Annotated in this window: 13 protein-coding genes, 1 rRNA gene and 1 pseudogene; 13 read left to right on the forward strand and 2 right to left on the reverse strand. The window is 74.4% G+C overall.

Annotated elements, in window-relative coordinates; all coding sequences use genetic code 11:
* From rrf to ABTY62_RS38940, 3 genes and pseudogenes are all read left to right on the forward strand, one after another.
* Nucleotides 1-86: ribosomal RNA gene (gene rrf, locus ABTY62_RS38930) — 5S ribosomal RNA — on the forward strand; the annotation flags it as partial.
* Nucleotides 87-693: 607 nt separating this feature from the next.
* A pseudogene (locus ABTY62_RS47630) lies at nucleotides 694-1,392 on the forward strand (tetratricopeptide repeat protein); the annotation flags it as partial.
* 27 nt (nucleotides 1,393-1,419) lie between these two features.
* Nucleotides 1,420-2,259, forward strand: a complete 840-nt coding sequence (locus ABTY62_RS38940; protein WP_352134201.1) for a tetratricopeptide repeat protein — start codon at nucleotides 1,420-1,422, stop codon at nucleotides 2,257-2,259.
* Between the two features lie 62 nt (nucleotides 2,260-2,321).
* On the opposite strand, the gene ABTY62_RS38945 is transcribed toward ABTY62_RS38940, so the two are convergent.
* Complete coding sequence (locus tag ABTY62_RS38945) at nucleotides 2,322-3,644, reverse strand: DUF1015 domain-containing protein (protein ID WP_352134102.1); 1,323 nt, start codon at nucleotides 3,642-3,644, stop codon at nucleotides 2,322-2,324.
* Nucleotides 3,645-3,723: 79 nt separating this feature from the next.
* Here ABTY62_RS38945 and ABTY62_RS38950 point away from each other — a divergent pair, with 79 nt between their 5' ends.
* The 4 genes from ABTY62_RS38950 (at nucleotide 3,724) to ABTY62_RS38965 (ending at nucleotide 8,190) form a co-directional block, all read left to right on the forward strand.
* Nucleotides 3,724-4,779: an HAD-IIA family hydrolase gene (locus ABTY62_RS38950; protein ID WP_352134103.1), complete on the forward strand. Its 1,056-nt coding sequence runs from the start codon at nucleotides 3,724-3,726 to the stop codon at nucleotides 4,777-4,779.
* 188 nt (nucleotides 4,780-4,967) lie between these two features.
* Nucleotides 4,968-6,017, forward strand: coding sequence for a FecCD family ABC transporter permease (locus tag ABTY62_RS38955; RefSeq protein ID WP_352134104.1), 1,050 nt, complete (start codon nucleotides 4,968-4,970; stop codon nucleotides 6,015-6,017).
* A complete protein-coding gene (locus tag ABTY62_RS38960) occupies nucleotides 6,014-7,105 on the forward strand; it encodes a FecCD family ABC transporter permease (protein WP_502997606.1) in 1,092 nt (363 codons plus the stop codon). Before ABTY62_RS38955 ends, ABTY62_RS38960 begins: the two co-directional genes overlap by 4 nt.
* Before the next feature lie 104 nt (nucleotides 7,106-7,209).
* Nucleotides 7,210-8,190 carry an ABC transporter ATP-binding protein gene (locus ABTY62_RS38965; protein WP_352134203.1) on the forward strand — a complete coding sequence of 327 codons (981 nt, stop codon included), beginning with the start codon at nucleotides 7,210-7,212 and terminating at the stop codon, nucleotides 8,188-8,190.
* Here ABTY62_RS38965 and ABTY62_RS38970 read toward each other — a convergent pair.
* A complete protein-coding gene (locus ABTY62_RS38970) occupies nucleotides 8,138-8,485 on the reverse strand; it encodes a sterol-binding protein (RefSeq protein WP_311730801.1) in 348 nt (115 codons plus the stop codon). The genes ABTY62_RS38965 and ABTY62_RS38970 overlap by 53 nt on opposite strands.
* 65 nt (nucleotides 8,486-8,550) lie before the next feature.
* Here ABTY62_RS38970 and ABTY62_RS38975 point away from each other — a divergent pair, with 65 nt between their 5' ends.
* The 6 genes from ABTY62_RS38975 to ABTY62_RS39000 all read left to right on the forward strand — a co-directional run bounded on the left by ABTY62_RS38975 (nucleotide 8,551) and on the right by ABTY62_RS39000 (nucleotide 15,978).
* Nucleotides 8,551-8,874: a hypothetical protein gene (locus ABTY62_RS38975; RefSeq protein WP_352134105.1), complete on the forward strand. Its 324-nt coding sequence runs from the start codon at nucleotides 8,551-8,553 to the stop codon at nucleotides 8,872-8,874.
* A gap of 42 nt (nucleotides 8,875-8,916) precedes the next feature.
* The gene (locus tag ABTY62_RS38980; protein ID WP_352134204.1) at nucleotides 8,917-9,786 is read left to right on the forward strand and encodes a TlyA family RNA methyltransferase; all 870 of its coding nucleotides are present in this window, start codon (nucleotides 8,917-8,919) and stop codon (nucleotides 9,784-9,786) included.
* A complete protein-coding gene (locus tag ABTY62_RS38985) occupies nucleotides 9,783-10,748 on the forward strand; it encodes an NAD kinase (RefSeq protein WP_352134106.1) in 966 nt (321 codons plus the stop codon). The genes ABTY62_RS38980 and ABTY62_RS38985 overlap by 4 nt, the downstream gene beginning before the upstream one ends.
* 305 nt (nucleotides 10,749-11,053) lie before the next feature.
* Complete coding sequence (gene recN / locus ABTY62_RS38990; RefSeq protein WP_352134107.1) at nucleotides 11,054-12,805, forward strand: DNA repair protein RecN; 1,752 nt, start codon at nucleotides 11,054-11,056, stop codon at nucleotides 12,803-12,805.
* Between the two features lie 656 nt (nucleotides 12,806-13,461).
* Entirely contained in the window at nucleotides 13,462-14,613 is a 1,152-nt protein-coding gene (locus ABTY62_RS38995; RefSeq protein WP_502997610.1) for a glycosyltransferase family 4 protein, read from the forward strand.
* A gap of 159 nt (nucleotides 14,614-14,772) precedes the next feature.
* Complete coding sequence (locus tag ABTY62_RS39000; protein ID WP_352134108.1) at nucleotides 14,773-15,978, forward strand: glycoside hydrolase family 64 protein; 1,206 nt, start codon at nucleotides 14,773-14,775, stop codon at nucleotides 15,976-15,978.
* Nucleotides 15,979-16,252: the final 274 nt, after the last annotated feature.

Raw genomic sequence — 16,252 nt, forward strand, 5'->3', positions numbered from 1 at the left:
GTTACATTCCGAACCCGGAAGCTAAGCCTTTCAGCGCCGATGGTACTGCAGGGGGGACCCTGTGGGAGAGTAGGACGCCGCCGAACAATCTTTGAAGGACCCTTGGTCCCAGCGTTCATGCTGGGACCAAGGGTCCTTTTGTTTTCCCTGAAACGCGTCGGCAAGTTCGATGCGCGAGAATGGCTGTAGTACCTCAAGACAGGAGTCACGTCGATGTCCACCAACTCCCCCGACGATCGGTCGGACCGCGAGCCGCGGCGCCGGGACGGCGGTGATCGGCGCGACTTCCGTGAGTCCGGACCGCGGCGTGACGGCGATCGTGGCGGGTTCCAGCGCGGGCGGGACGACCGTCCGTACCGTCCCCGGCGGGACGACGACCGTGGCGGTTTCCGTCGCGATGACAACCGCGGCGGGTTCCGCCGTGACGACCGGCGCGACGACCGGCGGGAGGCCCCGCGCGACGACCGGCGGGAGGCCCCGCGCGGCGATCGCCGTGATGAGCGGCCGCGTGGGCCGCGCCGGGACGACGACCGCGGTGGACGTCCTGGAGGGTACGCGCGGCGTGACGACCGCGGCGGGCGGCCCGGCGGTGGGTATGACCGCCGGGATGAGCGCCGTGACGATCGCAGGGACGACCGTCCCCGCGGGCCACGGCGTGACGACCGGGACAGTGGGTTCCGCCAGGGCGGCTTCCGGCGCGATGAGCGTCGTGACGACCGCCGCGATGAGCGGCCGGGCTTCCGGCGGGACGACGACCGTGGCGGCTTCCGCCGTGATGACAACCGCGGCGGCTTCCGGCGAGACGACCGGCGTGACGACCGGCCGGGCTTCCGGCGGGACGATGATCGCGGCGGTTTCCGCCGTGATGGCGACCGTGGCGGCTTCCGTCGCGACGACGACCGTGGCGGCTTCCGCCGTGACGACCGGCGCGACGAGCGTCGTGACGACCGCCGTGATGACCGGCGGCGGGACGAACGGCGGGACGACCGGCCTTCGTACCGCCGTGACGACGACCGCGGTGGCTTTCGCCGCGATGACCGTCGCGATGACCGCCGGGACGACCGGCCGCGTGGGCCCCGTCGTGACGACCGGGACCGTGGCGCCCGTACCGGCGGGTACGACCGGCGTGATGAGCGTCGTGACGACCGGCCCTCGTACCGTCGCGACGAGCGTCGTGACGACCGTAGGGACGACCGCCGCGACGATCGCCCGCGCGCCCCGCGCAGGGACGACCGCGAGGGCGGTTTCCGCGGCCGCGACGGCCGCGACGACCGTGGGCCGCGCCGCTCGTACGCGGGGCAGGGCCGTGGGCGCGACGAGCGCCCCGGTGGCGGCTACGGGCGTCGGGACGACCGGTCCGGCGGCTACGGGCGCCGGGACGAGCGCGCCCGCGACCGTGACCGCGAGCCGGTCAAGCGGCTGCCGATCCCCGAGGACGTGACCGGGGACGAGATCGACAAGAGCGTGCGGCAGGAGCTCATGAGCCTGCCGAAGACGCTCGCCGAGGACGTGGCGAAGAACCTCGTCATGGTCGCCAAGCTGCTGGACGACGAGCCCGAGCGGGCGTACGAGTACTCGCGCGTGGCGCTGCGTCTCGCCTCCCGTGTCGCGGCGGTGCGCGAGGCCGCGGGCTTCGCCTCGTACGCCGTCGCGAAGTACTCGGAGGCGCTGGCGGAGTTCCGTGCGGCGCGGCGGATGACCGGCACCGTCGATCTGTGGCCGGTGATGGCCGACTGCGAGCGCGGCATGGGCCGTCCGGAGCGGGCGCTGGCGATGGCCGGTGAGCCCGAGGTGCAGAAGCTGGACCGGGCCGGGCAGGTCGAGATGCGGCTGGTCGCGGCGGGCGCCCGGCGCGACATGGGGCAGGCCGAAGCCGCCGTGGTGACGTTGCAGAGCCCCGAGCTGGCCTCGCAGTCCGTACAGCCGTGGACCGCGCGCCTGCGCTACGCGTACGCCGACGCGCTGCTGGCCGTCGGCCGTGAGGGCGAGGCGCGGGAGTGGTTCGCCAAGGCCCTGGAGGCGGACCAGGGCGGGACCACGGACGCCTCCGACCGGCTCGCGGAGCTGGACGGCGTGGAGTTCGTGGACGCGCTCGCCCCCGAGGAGCTTGAGGAGTCCGAGGAGCTCGAGGAGGCAGAGGAGGCAGAGGAGGCAGAGGAGGCAGAGGAGTCCGAGCAGGTCGGCGACGAGATCGACGACGAGTCCGCGGACGAGGATGAGCCGAAGGACGAGCCGAAGGGCGAGGGGCACGGCAGCTGACGCGGCCGGACAGTGAGTGAGGGCGGAACCCCGGGCCGGGGTTCCGCCCTCTGTCGTCTGTGTCAGCCCAGCGCGAGGCTGCGCAGGACCAGGCCCGACGCGGGCTTCGGCCCGAAGGAGGTCGACTTGTGCGGCATGGCGATCCCCTGACGGGCCAGGTCGTGGACGACTCCCTCCCGCACCGGGTGCATCAGCACCGCCGTACCGCCGTGCCGTTCCGCCTGCTCCACGGCGGCCGCCGCGTCATGGATGTAGCCGATGTGGGCGGGGGTGTCCGGGACGTTCCAGAGGTGCTCGAGCAGCAGGGAGTGCAGGACCGTCGCGTCGAGGGTGCGCCATGCCTCGGGCCGGCCGGTGGGGACCGTACGGGCGAGGAGCGCCGGATCGGGGCGGTCCAGGAGGTGGAAGCCGCCGTGCCCGGCCAGCAGGAAGGCGTTTCCGGCCCTCGGCTCGTCGGCGGCCTTCGCGAGCGTGGCCAGCGCCTGGGGGAGTGGCCCGTCGACCGGCCATACGCGGAAGGCGGCGCCCTCCGCGCCGGTCCCGCCGGCGCTCCCCGGGCCGGCCAGGGCGGCCAGCGCCTCCCTCGGCGACAGCTGGTGCAGCAGCCGGTGGATGGCCCTGACGCGCAGCGGATAGCGGGCGGTGTCGACGAGCAGGACGAGGCCGAAGTCCCAGGGGCCGGGCTCCGCCCGCTCCTCGCGCAGCCGCAGATAGGTGGCCCAGCGGTGGTGCCCGTCGGCGATGAGGGCCTGCCGGTGGCGGAGGTCGGCGGCGATCTCCGCCAGGTCGGCGGGGTCGGTCACCCGCCACAGGTGGTGGCTGAAGCCGTCCTCGGTGGTCGTGGACAGCAGCGGGTGGCCTTGGACGGTGCGTTCGACGACGTTGGCCGCGCCGGTGACCGAGCCGTCGCTGCGGTAGGCGAGGAGCAGCGGCTCCAGGTTGGCGGCGGTGGCGCGCATCAGGGCGGCGCGGTCCTCGACCACATGCGGCATGACCTCCTCGTGCGGGAGGACCACGCCCTCCTCGCGCGGGCTCAGCCGCAGGGCGCCGATGATGCCCCGCTGGAGCAGATGGCCGTCACGCTGCTCGTAGACGTAGAGCGCGGGCTCGGGGTCGGGGGCGAGTATGCCGTCGGCCTGCCAGCGGCGCAGCGTCTCGGCGGCCTGTCGATGGCGGTCGGCGGGGGTGCCGGCCTGCGGGAGGATGAGGCGGACGATGTTGTACGGGTCCGCGGTCTCGAGCGCGCGCAGTCCGTCGGGGCGCACCACGACGTCGTACGGCGGGGAGGTCACGGCAGCCAGGCTGCCGACGCGCTCCGCGACGTAGCGCAATCCCCGGAACGGGGCGAGCTGAAGACCTTGCCCGACAGGCCCTGGAATGCTCATCAGTGAATGCTATGCCGTCCGGCGCGATCAGAGATGATCGATGGACAGACGCACATTTATGCGAGGAGCGTGCCCCCTTATGAATCCCCCCGTGACCAAGAACGTCCGCACCCGTCCGGCGGCCGGAGAGCGGCCGCTGAGCGAGGCGTACGACACCGCCCTGCTGGACCTCGACGGGGTGGTGTACGCGGGGGGCGAGGCCGTCGAGCACGCCGTGGAGTCGCTGGTCACCGCGCGGGACGGCGGGATGCGGCTGGCGTATGTGACGAACAACGCGCTGCGGACGCCGGAGGCGGTGGCGGAGCATCTGACGCGGCTCGGGGTGCCGGCAACGGCGGATGACGTGATCACTTCGGCGCAGGCGGTGGCCCGGCTGATCGCCGAGCAGGTCCCGGCCGGGGCCCGGGTGCTGGTGATCGGCGGCGAGGGGCTGCGGGTGGCGCTGCGCGAGCGCGGCCTGGTGCCGGTGGAGTCGGTGGACGACGACCCGGCGGCGGTGGTCCAGGGGTACGGCGGGCCCGAGCTGCCCTGGGGGCGGCTGGCGGAGGCGGGGTACGCGGTGGCGCGCGGCGTGCCGTGGTTCGCCTCCAACACGGATCTGACGATTCCGAGCGGTCGGGGCATCGCGCCGGGCAACGGCGCGGCGGTGGAGGTCGTACGCATCGCCACGGGTCAGTACCCGCAGGTCGCCGGGAAGCCGCTGCCGCCGATGCACCGGGAGACGATCCTGCGGACCGGCGCGCGGCGGCCGCTGGTGGTCGGGGACCGGCTGGACACCGACATCGAGGGCGCGTACGCGGGCGGCGTCGACTCGCTGCTGGTCCTGACCGGGGTGACCACCCCCGCGCAGCTGCTGGCCGCCGAGCCCAAGTACCGGCCGACGTATGTGGACCGCGACCTGAGGGGCCTGCTGGCGCCCCAGCCCGCGGTGGAGCCCGCGGGGCCGGGTGACGAGGACGGCTTCCGGTGCGGGGGCTGGCTGGCCCGGGTGCGGCAGGGCGCACTGGTGCTGGAGGGGGACGGCGACGACCCGCTGGACGGGCTGCGGGCGCTGTGCGCGGCGGCGTGGACCGAGGCGGGGGACGGGGCGTGTGACGCGGACGCGGGGAAGGCGCTCGCGATGCTGGGGCTTTGACGGCCCTCCGTGCGGCCCCCCGTGCGGCCCCCCTGCGGACCCTCGTGCGGACCCTCGGGCTGTCGTCGGGCTGTCGTCGGGTTGTGACGGCCCTGCCGGGCTGACTGCACCCTCCCGAGACGCGGCAAGGTAGGTTAGGTTAACCTAACCTCAGTTGTGATCGGCCTTGCTGCGAGGTGGAGTTCCGCGTGACCCTGCTCAGTCCGGCGAGAGCCGGGACCGAACCAGCGACCGCGCCACCCGGGGGGCGCTCCGCGCGCCGCGCCGCCGGGCTCGCCGCCTCCCTGGTGGTCCTGCTGATGATCGTGGCGGCCAGCGTCGCGATCGGCGCCAAGCCGATCCCGCTGGGCGACGTGTGGCACGGCCTGTTCCACTACAGCGGCACCGACACCGACGTGGTGGTCCGGGACGTGCGGGTGCCGCGCACCGTGCTCGGGCTGCTGGTGGGCGCGGCCCTCGGGCTCGCGGGCGCGGTGATCCAGGCGCTCACCCGCAATCCGCTCGCCGACCCGGGGCTGCTGGGTCTGAACGCGGGCGCGTCCGCCGCCGTCGTCTCGGCCATCAGCTTCTTCGGCGTCACCTCCCTGACCGGCTATGTGTGGTTCGCCTTCCTCGGCACCGCCGTCGCGTCCGTGCTCGTGTACGCGCTCGGCGGCAGCCGGGGCGCCACGCCGGTGCGGCTGGCGCTCGCCGGGACGGCGGTGTACGCGGCGCTCTACGGCTATGTCAACGCCGTTGAGCTGCTGGACACGGCGGCTCTGGACAAGATGCGCTTCTGGACGGTCGGTTCGCTCGCCTCCGCGAACATGACGGTCGTCAAGCAGGTCGCGCCGTTCCTCGTCGTCGGCGCGGTCCTCGCGCTGGCGCTCGGCCGGGCGCTGAACGCCGTGGCGCTCGGCGACGACACGGCGCGCGCCCTCGGCGCCAACCTCAACCGCACGCGCCTCCTCGCCATGGTCGCCGTCACCCTGCTGTGCGGGGCCGCGACCGCCGCCTGCGGGCCGATCGCCTTCGTCGGCCTGATGGTGCCGCACCTCGTACGCGCGCTCACCGGGCCCGATCTGCGCTGGATCCTGCCGTACGCCGCGGTGCTCTCGCCGGTCCTGCTGCTGGGCGCGGATGTGCTCGGCCGGGTGGTGACGCGGCCCTCGGAGCTTCAGGCCGGCGTCGTCACCACGCTCATCGGCGGGCCCGTCTTCATCTACCTCGTCCGGCGCCGAAGGATGGCCCAGCTGTGAACGCGAACGCGAGCGCGAGCAAGACCAGAAACGGCGGCGGCAACGCGCCCGGTGCGCGCGGAGCCGTGCTGCGGACCCGCGGCGGGCTCTCGCTCCGGCTGGACGTCCGCGCGGCGCTGGCGGGGCTGCTGCTGGCCGCCGTGGCGCTGGCCATGGGCGTGGTGCTGATCGGCACCGGCGACTTCTCGATCGCGCCCGGCGACGTCGTACGCACCCTGTTCGGCGGCGGCACCCCGGCCCAGGACTTCATCGTCAACGACCTGCGGCTGCCGCGCGTGCTGGTCGGGCTGCTCGTCGGCGCGGCCCTCGGCCTGGCCGGCGCGCTCTTCCAGAGCGTCTCCCGAAACCCGCTGGGCAGCCCGGACGTGGTCGGCTTCGGGCAGGGGTCGGCGGCCGGGGCGCTCACCGTCATCGTGCTGTTCCAGGGCGAGCCGTACCAGGTCGCGATCGGGGCCGTGGCCGGCGGCCTGGTGACCGGGCTCGGCGTCTACGCGCTGGCCTGGCGGCAGGGCGTACACGGCTACCGGCTGGTGCTGGTGGGCATCGGCGCGTCCGCGATGCTCAGCGCCGTCAACGGCTATCTGCTGACCAAGGCCGACCTGGTGGACGCGTCGCGCGCCACGGTGTGGCTGACCGGCTCGCTCAACGGCCGGGACTGGGAGCAGGTCTGGCCCCTGGCGGGTGCGTGCGCGGTGCTGCTGCCGGTGGTGCTCGGGAACGCCCGGGGCCTGCGGATGCTGGAGATGGGCGACGACAGCGCGTACGCCCTCGGGGTGCGGGTCGAGCGGACGCGGCTGGTGATGGTCCTGTCGGCCGTCATGCTGACCGCGGTCGCCACCTCCGCCGCCGGGCCCGTGGCCTTCGTCGCGCTCGTCGCGCCGCAGCTGGCCCGCAAGCTCACCCGCGCGGCCGGCCCCAACCTGGTGCCCGCCGCCCTGATGGGCGCGGCCCTGCTGGTCACCGCCGACTGGTCCGCGCAGCGGCTCTTCGGGGCTGACCAGCTGCCGGTGGGAGTCGTCACCGGGGTGCTGGGCGGCTGCTATCTGCTGGGGCTGCTGATCACCGAGCGCCGGGCGGGGCGGATATGACGGCGGGGGCGGCGAGGGGCGCGACGAGGGGCGCGACGAGGGACGGCGGTGCGGGCCGGATGAGCACGGACGAGACGCGAGACACAGCGGGCGGCATGGACGGTATGGCGATCATGGGAGGCACGGGCGGGATGCGCGGTACGGACAAGGGGACTCGGACACAGCGGCTCACCGCCGAAGGGCTCACCCTCGCCTACGACCGGCGCACGGTCGCCGAGGGCCTGTCCGTGGCCATCCCCGACAACTCCTTCACCGTGATCGTCGGGCCCAACGCCTGCGGCAAGTCCACCCTGCTGCGCGCGCTGTCCCGGATGCTCAAGCCCACCGTCGGGTCCGTACTGCTCGACGGGCAGGCGATCGGCTCGCTGCCCGCCAAGAAGGTCGCCCGCACCCTCGGGCTGCTGCCGCAGTCCTCGATCGCGCCCGACGGGATCACCGTCGCCGACCTGGTCGCGCGCGGCCGCTATCCGCACCAGGGGCTGCTGCGGCAGTGGTCGGAGACGGACGAGCGGATCGTCGGCGAGTCGATGGCGGCGACCGGCGTGGCCGAGCTCGCGGATCGCTATGTCGATGAACTGTCCGGCGGCCAGCGGCAGCGGGTGTGGATCGCCATGGCCATCGCCCAGCAGACGCCGCTGCTGCTCCTCGACGAGCCGACGACATACCTGGACATCCAGCATCAGATCGACGTGCTCGACCTGTGCGCCCAGCTCCACGAGGAGCAGGGCCGCACCCTCGTCGCCGTGCTCCACGACCTCAACCACGCCGCCCGCTACGCCACCCATCTGATCGCGATGCGCGGCGGGGAGGTCGTCGCCGAGGGCGCGCCCGGGGAGGTGGTGACGGCCGAGCTGGTGGAGCGGGTCTTCGGGCTGCGCTGCCAGGTCATCGACGATCCCGAGACCGGCACCCCGCTGGTGGTGCCCGCCGCGCGCCGGCCCCGTACGCCCGCGGCGCCCGTCACGACTGAGGACGAGGAGGCGACGGGGGTGGGTGCGGCGGAGATGGCGGCCGCGACGGCGGTGGGCTCGGCTACAGCAGCTTCCGCAGCCGCAGCAGATCGCGGAAGCCTGCCTCCAGCTTGACCCGGCCGCTGCCCCAGGCGCGCGCGAAGTGCAGCTCACCGTCGACCAGGGCCACCAGGTCGTCGCCTGACATGGTCAGCCGGATCTCGGCCCGCTCGTCGGGCAGGCCCGGCACGACCGTCACGTCCTCTATGCGGCCGTCGGTGAGACGTCCGAGGAAGGTGATGTCGAGGTCGGTGATACGGCAGCTCACCGAGCGGTCGAGCGCGGCGGCGCTGCGGAGGTCCCCGTTCGCGCCCGCCAGGTTCTCCGCCAGTTTGTCGAGTGCGCTGCGGCACTCCTCCATGGTCGCCATCGCGACAGACGGTACCCCAGGTCCCGTACGTCGGAGAATGCGCGGTTCGCGGTAGCGTCGGGACCATGAGTGAGCCGATGGAGGGCGCGCGGCCCGAGCCTGAGCCGGGCCCTGGGGTACCGGCCGCCGTGGCGGAGGCGCCGGGGACCGTGCCGGAGCCGCCGTCGGAACCGGCGCGCCCGGCGGATCCGGTGCCGCTCGGCGTCACCCGTACGCCCACCGGCGTCGCCGAGGTCGACGCCCAGCTGGAGCGGCTGGCCGACGCCGACCACCTCGCCGCGAGCGGCCACCTGGAGGTGTACGAGGATGTGCACCGGGGCCTGCGCGACGCGCTGACCGCCCTGGACCGGCGGCCGGGCCCACCGGCCCCGCCGGCCCCCGCCTCGTAGCCCGCACCTCGTAGGACGACAGGAGCTGAACCACCCGTGGCTGTGACCCGCCCACGACGCGTACGACTCGACGCCGAGCTGGTGCGCCGCAAGCTGGCCCGCTCGCGCGAGCACGCGAGCCAGCTGATCGCCGCGGGCCGGGTGACCGTCGGCGGACAGGTCGCGACCAAGCCCGCCACCCAGGTGGAGACCAGCGCGGCGCTCGTGGTCGGCAAGGACGACAGCGACCCGGACTATGTCTCGCGCGGCGGGCACAAGCTCGCGGGCGCGCTGCTCGCCTTCAGCGAGGAGTACCGCGGGCGGATGGGCGGCGCGGACGCGCCCCCCGCCCCCGCCGGTGGCGGCGGTCTGCGGGTCGCCGGGCGGCGCGCTCTGGACGCGGGCGCCTCCACCGGGGGCTTCACCGATGTCCTGCTGCGCGCCGGGGCCGCCCATGTCGTCGCCGTGGACGTCGGATACGGACAACTCGCGTGGTCTTTGCAGAGCGATGAACGCGTCACCGTCATGGACCGTACGAACGTACGTGAATTGACGCTCGAGCAGATCGGCGGTGACCCCGTGGACCTGGTCGTCGGTGACCTGTCCTTCATCCCGCTGGGGCTGGTGCTGCCCGCCCTGGTGCGCTGCGCCGCGCCCGAAGCCGACCTGGTGCTGATGGTCAAGCCCCAGTTCGAGGTCGGCAAGGAGCGGCTGGGCAGCGGCGGGGTGGTCCGCAGCGCGCTGCTGCGCGCCGAGGCCGTCCGTACGGTCGCCGAGCGGGCGGCGGAGCTGGGGCTGGGAGTCCTGGGGGTCACCGCGAGCCCGTTGCCCGGCCCGTCGGGCAACGTCGAGTACTTTCTGTGGATGCGCGCCGGGGCGCCGGCACTCGACCCGGCCGATGTCGACCGTGCAGTGGCGGAGGGGCCCAGTTGACCACTTCAGAAGCTTCAGCGGCAGTTTCGGCAGCAGCTACGGCAGCAGCTACGGCAGCGGCTTCGGCCGCGGCGGAGCGCACCGTATTCCTGCTGGCGCACACCGGCCGCCCCGCGGCCATCCGCAGCGCCGAACTCGTCGTGCAAGGCCTGCTGCGCTGCGGCATCGGGGTGCGGGTGCTCGCCGCCGAAGCCGCCGACCTGCCGCTGCCGGCCGCGGTCGAGCTGGTCGACGCGGGCCCGGACGTCCTGGACGGCTGCGAGCTGCTGATCGTCCTCGGCGGTGACGGCACGCTCCTGCGCGGGGCCGAGTTCTCGCGCATCTCCGGGGTGCCGATGCTCGGCGTCAACCTGGGCCGGGTCGGCTTCCTCGCCGAGGCCGAGCGGGACGACCTGGACAAGGTCGTGGACCGGGTGGTGACCCGCAGCTACGAGGTCGAGGAGCGGATGACCATCGATGTGCTGGTCCGCACGGACGGGCAGATCGTGCACACCGACTGGGCGCTGAACGAGGCCTCGGTCGAGAAGGCCGCGCGGGAACGCCTCCTCGAGGTCGTCACCGAGGTCGACGGCCGCCCCGTCTCCCGCTTCGGCGGCGACGGCGTCGTCTGCGCGACCCCGACCGGCTCGACGGCCTACGCCTTCTCGGCCGGCGGGCCGGTGGTGTGGCCCGAGGTCGAGGCGCTGCTGATGGTCCCCATCAGCGCGCACGCCCTCTTCGCCAAGCCGCTGGTCACCTCGCCGCGCTCGGTGCTCGCCGTGGAGGTGCAGCCGCAGACCCCGCACGGGGTGCTGTGGTGCGACGGGCGGCGCACCGTCGAACTGCCCGCGGGTGCGCGGGTGGAGGTCCGGCGGGGCGCGGTCCCGGTCCGTCTGGCACGGCTGCACCACGCCTCGTTCACCGACCGGCTGGTGGCGAAGTTCGCCCTCCCGGTCGCGGGCTGGCGCGGCGCGCCGCACTAAGGGCTGTCCGGCGGATCTTTTCCCCTACCCGCCCCTTCCCACAGTGTCTATTCGCGGCTCCGCCGCGTGGCAGGGGCTTTGCCTCTGGACCCCGGGTCTGGGGCAGAGCCCCCGCGATCCGCCGGGCAGGTCCGCACCAAGGGCTGTCCGGCGGGGGCTCTGCTCCTGGACCCCCGAGGTCCAGGAGCAGAGCCTTTCCACCCCCTGACCGGGGTCCGGGGGTGGCGCCCGGATATGGGGACGGGCGGGTGGGTGACGTACCCCAGAGGGGGAGCCCCCATCGCATCTCGCCCGCGAAACCTCGTATGGTCGTGGTCGTGCTGGAGGAGATGCGGATACGTGCGCTGGGCGTCATCGACGACGCCGCCGTCGAACTGTCGCCGGGCTTTACCGCGGTGACCGGTGAGACCGGCGCGGGCAAGACCATGGTCGTCACCAGTCTCGGCCTGCTGCTGGGCGGGCGGGCTGATGCCGCGCTGGTGCGGATCGGTGCCAAGGCGGCGGTCGTCGAGGGCCGGATCACCGTCGATGCCCGGTCGGCGGTGGCCGTCCGGGCCGAGGAAGCGGGGGCCGAACTCGACGACGGAGCGCTGCTGATCAGCCGCACCGTCTCCGCCGAAGGCCGTTCGCGCGCCCATGTGGGCGGTCGCTCGGTGCCGGTGGGGCTGCTGGGCGAGCTGGCGGACGACCTGGTGGCCGTCCATGGCCAGACCGATCAGCAGGGGCTGCTGCGCCCGGCGCGGCAGCGCCAGGCCCTGGACAGATACGCGGGGGCCGCGGTCGCCGGGCCGCTGGAGAAGTACGCGGCGGCCTACCGGCGGCTGCGCGCGGTCGCGGCCGAGCTGGACGAGTTGACCACACGCGCGCGGGAGCGGGCGCAGGAGGCCGACCTGCTGCGCTTCGGCCTCGAGGAGATCGCCGCGGCCGAGCCGCTGCCGGGGGAGGACACCGAGCTCGCCGCCGAGGCGGAGCGCCTCGGGCACGCCGAGGCCCTCGCCTCGGCCGCCACCGCCGCGCACACCGCCCTGGCCGGGCACCCGGAGGACCCCGAGGGCGTGGACGCGGCCACTCTGGTCGCGGGTGCGCACCGGGCCCTGGAGGGCGTCCGCTCCCATGACCCGGCGCTCGCCGCGCTGGCCGACCGGATCGCCGAGGTCGGCATCCTGCTGTCCGACGTGGCCGGGGAGCTCGCCGGTTACGCGGACGACCTGGACGCCGATCCGCGGCGGCTGGCGACCGTCGAGGAGCGCCGGGCCGCGCTGGCCCATCTGACCCGTAAGTACGGCCAGGACATCGCGGACGTGCTGGCCTGGGCGGAGCAGGGCGCGACCCGGCTGGCCGAGCTGGACGGCGACGACGACCGCATCGGCGAGCTGACCGCCGAGCGCGACGCGCTCCGCGCCGAACTGGGCGAGCTCGCGCAGGCGCTCACCGACGCCCGTACGGAGGCGGCGGCGCGCTTCGCCGGCGCGGTCACCGCGGAGCTGGCCTCGCTCGCGATGCCGCACGCCCGGGTGACCTTCGCGATCGGCCAGACCGAGGCCGCGGAGGAGACGGCGGGCATCGAGGTGGGCGGCCGTGCGGTGCTGTTCGGGCCGCACGGGGCCGACGAGGTCGAGCTGTTGCTCGCCCCCCACCCGGGCGCCCCGCCCCGTCCGATCGCCAAGGGGGCGTCCGGCGGTGAGCTGTCCCGGGTGATGCTGGCGGTGGAGGTGGTCTTCGCGGGCTCCGACCCCGTGCCGACCTATCTCTTCGACGAGGTGGACCAGGGCGTCGGCGGCAAGGCGGCGGTCGAGGTCGGCCGGCGCCTGGCCAAGCTCGCCCGGACCGCGCAGGTCGTGGTCGTCACCCACCTGCCCCAGGTCGCGGCCTTCGCCGACCGGCACTTGGTGGTGGAGAAGACCAACGACGGGGCGGTCACGCGCAGCGGTGTGAAGGCGATGGAGGGCGAGGACCGGGTGCGGGAGCTGTCGCGCATGCTGGCGGGCCAGGAGGACTCGGAACTCGCCCGTGCCCACGCGGAGGAGCTCCTGGAGGCCGCCCGGGCCACCCGCTGACCGCCTCCGGCGCCACGCGGCGGAGCCGCGTATCGGCAGAGCCCCCACCCCGCCCCTTCCCGAACCGGGGCCACGCCTCCGGACCCCGACCTCGACCTCGGACCCCGGCCCCCGGCCCCGTCCGGCGGGGCGGGGACCCCCTGGGGCCGTTCCGGCCTTCGGCCCGAGGCCGGGGCTGAGGCCTGCCGGGGCGCCCGCCCCGGCTCAGCGGCCGGGGCCGGGGTCGGTAACGTGCCCGCGCCCGCTCGTGCGGGCCCCTGGATGAGCTGGGCCTCCGGCCCTGTCGCGCGGCCGCCTCGGCCGCCTCGGCCGGCAGGGTCTGCCGGGGCTCGGCCGGGCCGGGGTGCCCCCCGGCCCGCTGGGCCCGTACCGGCCGCGCGCGGCGAGGTCAGGCGCGGGTCTGCACGCGCGGGCCCGTCCCCGAACCGGTGTCGGTCCGCGCGCGGTTTACCCGGCACCCGGCGTGTACTCCGTTACTCCGTATGGGTGAACCCGCGGACGTACGGGCGAGTCGACGGCGGGGCCGGGGTGGGGGCATGGCGGCGGGGGCGGTCCGGGGGCTGGCATCCTGGGCGGAGCGCACCCGTACCGCCGCGCGCCCACTTCCCACGCCCGAACGCCGTCCCCTCAGGAGCCCCTCCCGCGTGAGCAGCACCGTGAGCAGCACCCCGGTCCCGCCGCAAGGGGGCCCGCACGGGAACCCGCAAGGGAACCCGCACGGGCAGCCGCCTCTGCACACCCTCCAAGTGCTCGGCGGCGGGAGCTCCGGCAGCGGGGTGCATGTGCGGTCGCTGACGGCCGGGTTGGTGGCGCGCGGGCTGCGGGTGACCGTGTGCGGGCCGTGGGGGGCGGAGCGGGGGTACGGGTTCACGGACGCGGGCGCGTGGTTCGTCGGGCTGGATGCCAGGACGGAGGCGGGGACCGTGGCGGCGCTGCGCGCGGCCGGTGCGGGGGCGGGGCTGGTGCATGCGCACGGGCTGCGGTCCGGGCTGCTGGCCGTGCTGGCGCTGCGCGGCCGGGGCGTACCGCTGATCGTCACCTGGCACGGCAAGCCGCACGCCGAGGGCGCGCGGGCTCATGCCGTGCGCCTGCTGGAGCGCAGGGTGGCGCGCAACGCCACGGTCGTGCTGGGCGCGTCGTCGGACTTGGTGGACCGGGCTCGCGCGCGCGGGGCTCGCGATGCGCGGCTCGCGCCGGTCGCGGTGCCCGCGCCGCGCCGCACACCCCCCAGGGAGGACGGCTGGCGGCAGAAGGCGCGGGCCGAACTCGGCGCCGTGGAGCGGCCGTTGCTGCTGGCAGTGGGCCGGCTGATGACGGACCGGGGCTTCGGGCCGCTGCTGGACGCGGCCCGGGTGTGGCGCGCGCTGGACCCCCAGCCGCTGCTGGCGGTCGCGGGGGAGGGGCCGGACCGGGCGGTGTTGCAGGGCAGGATCGACGCGGAGGGGCTGCCGGTGCGGCTGCTCGGCCGCCGGGACGATGTGCCCTCGCTGCTGGCGGCCGCCGATGTCGCGGTGCTGTCCAGCCGGTGGGAGGCGCGGTCGCTGCTGGCGCAGGAGGCGCTGCACGCGGGGGTGCCGCTGGTGGCCACGGCGGTCGGCGGGGTGCCGGAGCTGGTGGGGGAGGCGGCCGAACTCGTGCCGTACGGGGCGCCGGAGGCCCTCGCGGGCGCGGTGATCCGGCTGCTCGGGGATCCGGTGCGCCGGGTGGAGCTGGCCGCGGCGGGGCGGGCGCGGACCGCGGGCTGGCCGACGGAGGACGACACGGTGGCCCATGTCCTCAGCGTCTACGACGAATTGGTTCAGACCTAATTCGGCTCCGGGGCGACGAAGTCCTTGACGCGCGGGGCGGCTGATGGGCAGTGTGCTGGGCGAAGGGCGGGAGAGAGCGCTCTCACGTCGATGGCTCCCGCACCCCCCACCACCCCCCATATCCCGGCAAACCCCCCACTACGCCGAGGAGTACATGTCATGAGCAGGATAAAAAGCGGGACAAAGAGCGGGACAAAGAGCGGAACGCTCAGCCGCAGGAGGCTGCTCGGCGGTTTCGCCGCCGCGGCTGCCGCCGGTTCGGGCCTCACCCTCGCCGGCGGCCGGGCCGACGGCGCGGAGCGCGCCGCCACGATGCCGCTCACAGTCGTCAACCACACGGGTCAGTTCGGCAACTCGTCGATATGGCTCTACATCGTCGGCAACGAGGGCGGCCGGCAGGTCCGGGTCACCCCGGACGGCGGGATCGCGCCCATCGCGCTCTCCGACAACGGCCCCGACGGCTGGACCGACTACGCCATCCCGCTCGCCGCGAGCGGCGACACCAGGCTGACCCTGCCCAATATGTCCGGCCGGATCTATGTCGCGCTCGGCTCCAAACTCAGGTTCAAGGCGGTCACCGACGGCGCGGGCAACGCGGCCCTCCAGTACCCGGCCGGCTGGGTGTCCAGCGACCCCAACTACAACACCCTGCACGACTGCGCGGAGTTCACCTTCAACTCCGCCGGGATGTTCTGCAACACCACCATGGTCGACATGTTCAGCGTCCCGATGTCGATCCGCCTCACCGGGGCCAAGGACCAGACCACCGGCACGCTCAAGAGCGGCGCCCGCGCCAAGGTCTTCGCCGACCTCGCCGCGGTCGACGCCTTCGCGCCCCTGGTCCTCGGCGACCGCCTGCGGGTCATCGCTCCCGGACACGGCCTGGACGCGGGGCTGTTCGCCAAGGACTACCTCGCGGGCTACATCGACGAGGTCTGGGCCGCCTACGCCGGGAAGGACCTCAAGGTCACCACCAACGCGGGCACCTTCACCGGCCGGGTGAGCGGCGGCAGGCTGTCCTTCACCGGCCCCGGCTCCGTGTCCTTCGGCAAGCCCTCCACCAGGGACGTGCTCTTCTGTGACGGCGCGCTCGCCGCGCCCAACGACGGCACGACGGGCCCGGTCGCGGCCGTCCTCGGCGCGGGCTTCAACCGCACCACCCTGCACAGCACCGCCGCCCAGCCGACCACCGACCCGGCCGCCTTCTACACCCCCCAGGTCACCAACCACTACGCCAAGGCCATGCACGCGGCCACCGCCGACGGCAAGGCGTACGGCTTCGCCTTCGACGACGTCGCCGACTTCGCGTCGTACATCCAGGACACCGCTCCGACGGGCGTCACGCTCACCCTGACCCCCTTCTGACCTCAGATGTCCTGAGACCGCACATGGCGGCGGGCCTGGAGGGCCAGACTCAGCGCGAGCACCGTCCGAGGGTCCTCCAGGTCGCTGCCCAGCAGCCGCCCGATCCGCGTCCGATCCGACCGGCCACGATCCCCAGCGCCGGGTGATCCCGCAGTTGGCGGTGCGGACGGCGCGGGCGAGGAATCCGCGGGATGACCATGATGCGGTGGCGTCGCAGTGCGCGGCGCACACCTGGGCGGGCCATCGCCCGCGCGAAGCCGTGCCAGGATCGTCA

The organism is Streptomyces sp. NPDC097640, assembly GCF_040302705.1.
Taxonomy (GTDB): Bacteria; Actinomycetota; Actinomycetes; order Streptomycetales; family Streptomycetaceae; genus Streptomyces.

What these genes read in the sequence shown, in the direction of transcription:
- ABTY62_RS38945 (WP_352134102.1), bottom strand. Translation starts at nt 3,644, where the DNA reads ATGAGCATTCCAGGGCCTGTCGGGCAAGGTCTTCAGCTCGCCCCGTTC.
- ABTY62_RS38950 (WP_352134103.1), top strand. Translation starts at nt 3,724, where the DNA reads ATGAATCCCCCCGTGACCAAGAACGTCCGCACCCGTCCGGCGGCCGGA.
- ABTY62_RS38965 (WP_352134203.1), top strand. Translation starts at nt 7,210, where the DNA reads ATGGCGATCATGGGAGGCACGGGCGGGATGCGCGGTACGGACAAGGGG.
- ABTY62_RS38970 (WP_311730801.1), bottom strand. Translation starts at nt 8,485, where the DNA reads ATGGCGACCATGGAGGAGTGCCGCAGCGCACTCGACAAACTGGCGGAG.
- ABTY62_RS38975 (WP_352134105.1), top strand. Translation starts at nt 8,551, where the DNA reads ATGAGTGAGCCGATGGAGGGCGCGCGGCCCGAGCCTGAGCCGGGCCCT.
- recN (WP_352134107.1), top strand. Translation starts at nt 11,054, where the DNA reads ATGGTCGTGGTCGTGCTGGAGGAGATGCGGATACGTGCGCTGGGCGTC.
- ABTY62_RS39000 (WP_352134108.1), top strand. Translation starts at nt 14,773, where the DNA reads ATGAGCAGGATAAAAAGCGGGACAAAGAGCGGGACAAAGAGCGGAACG.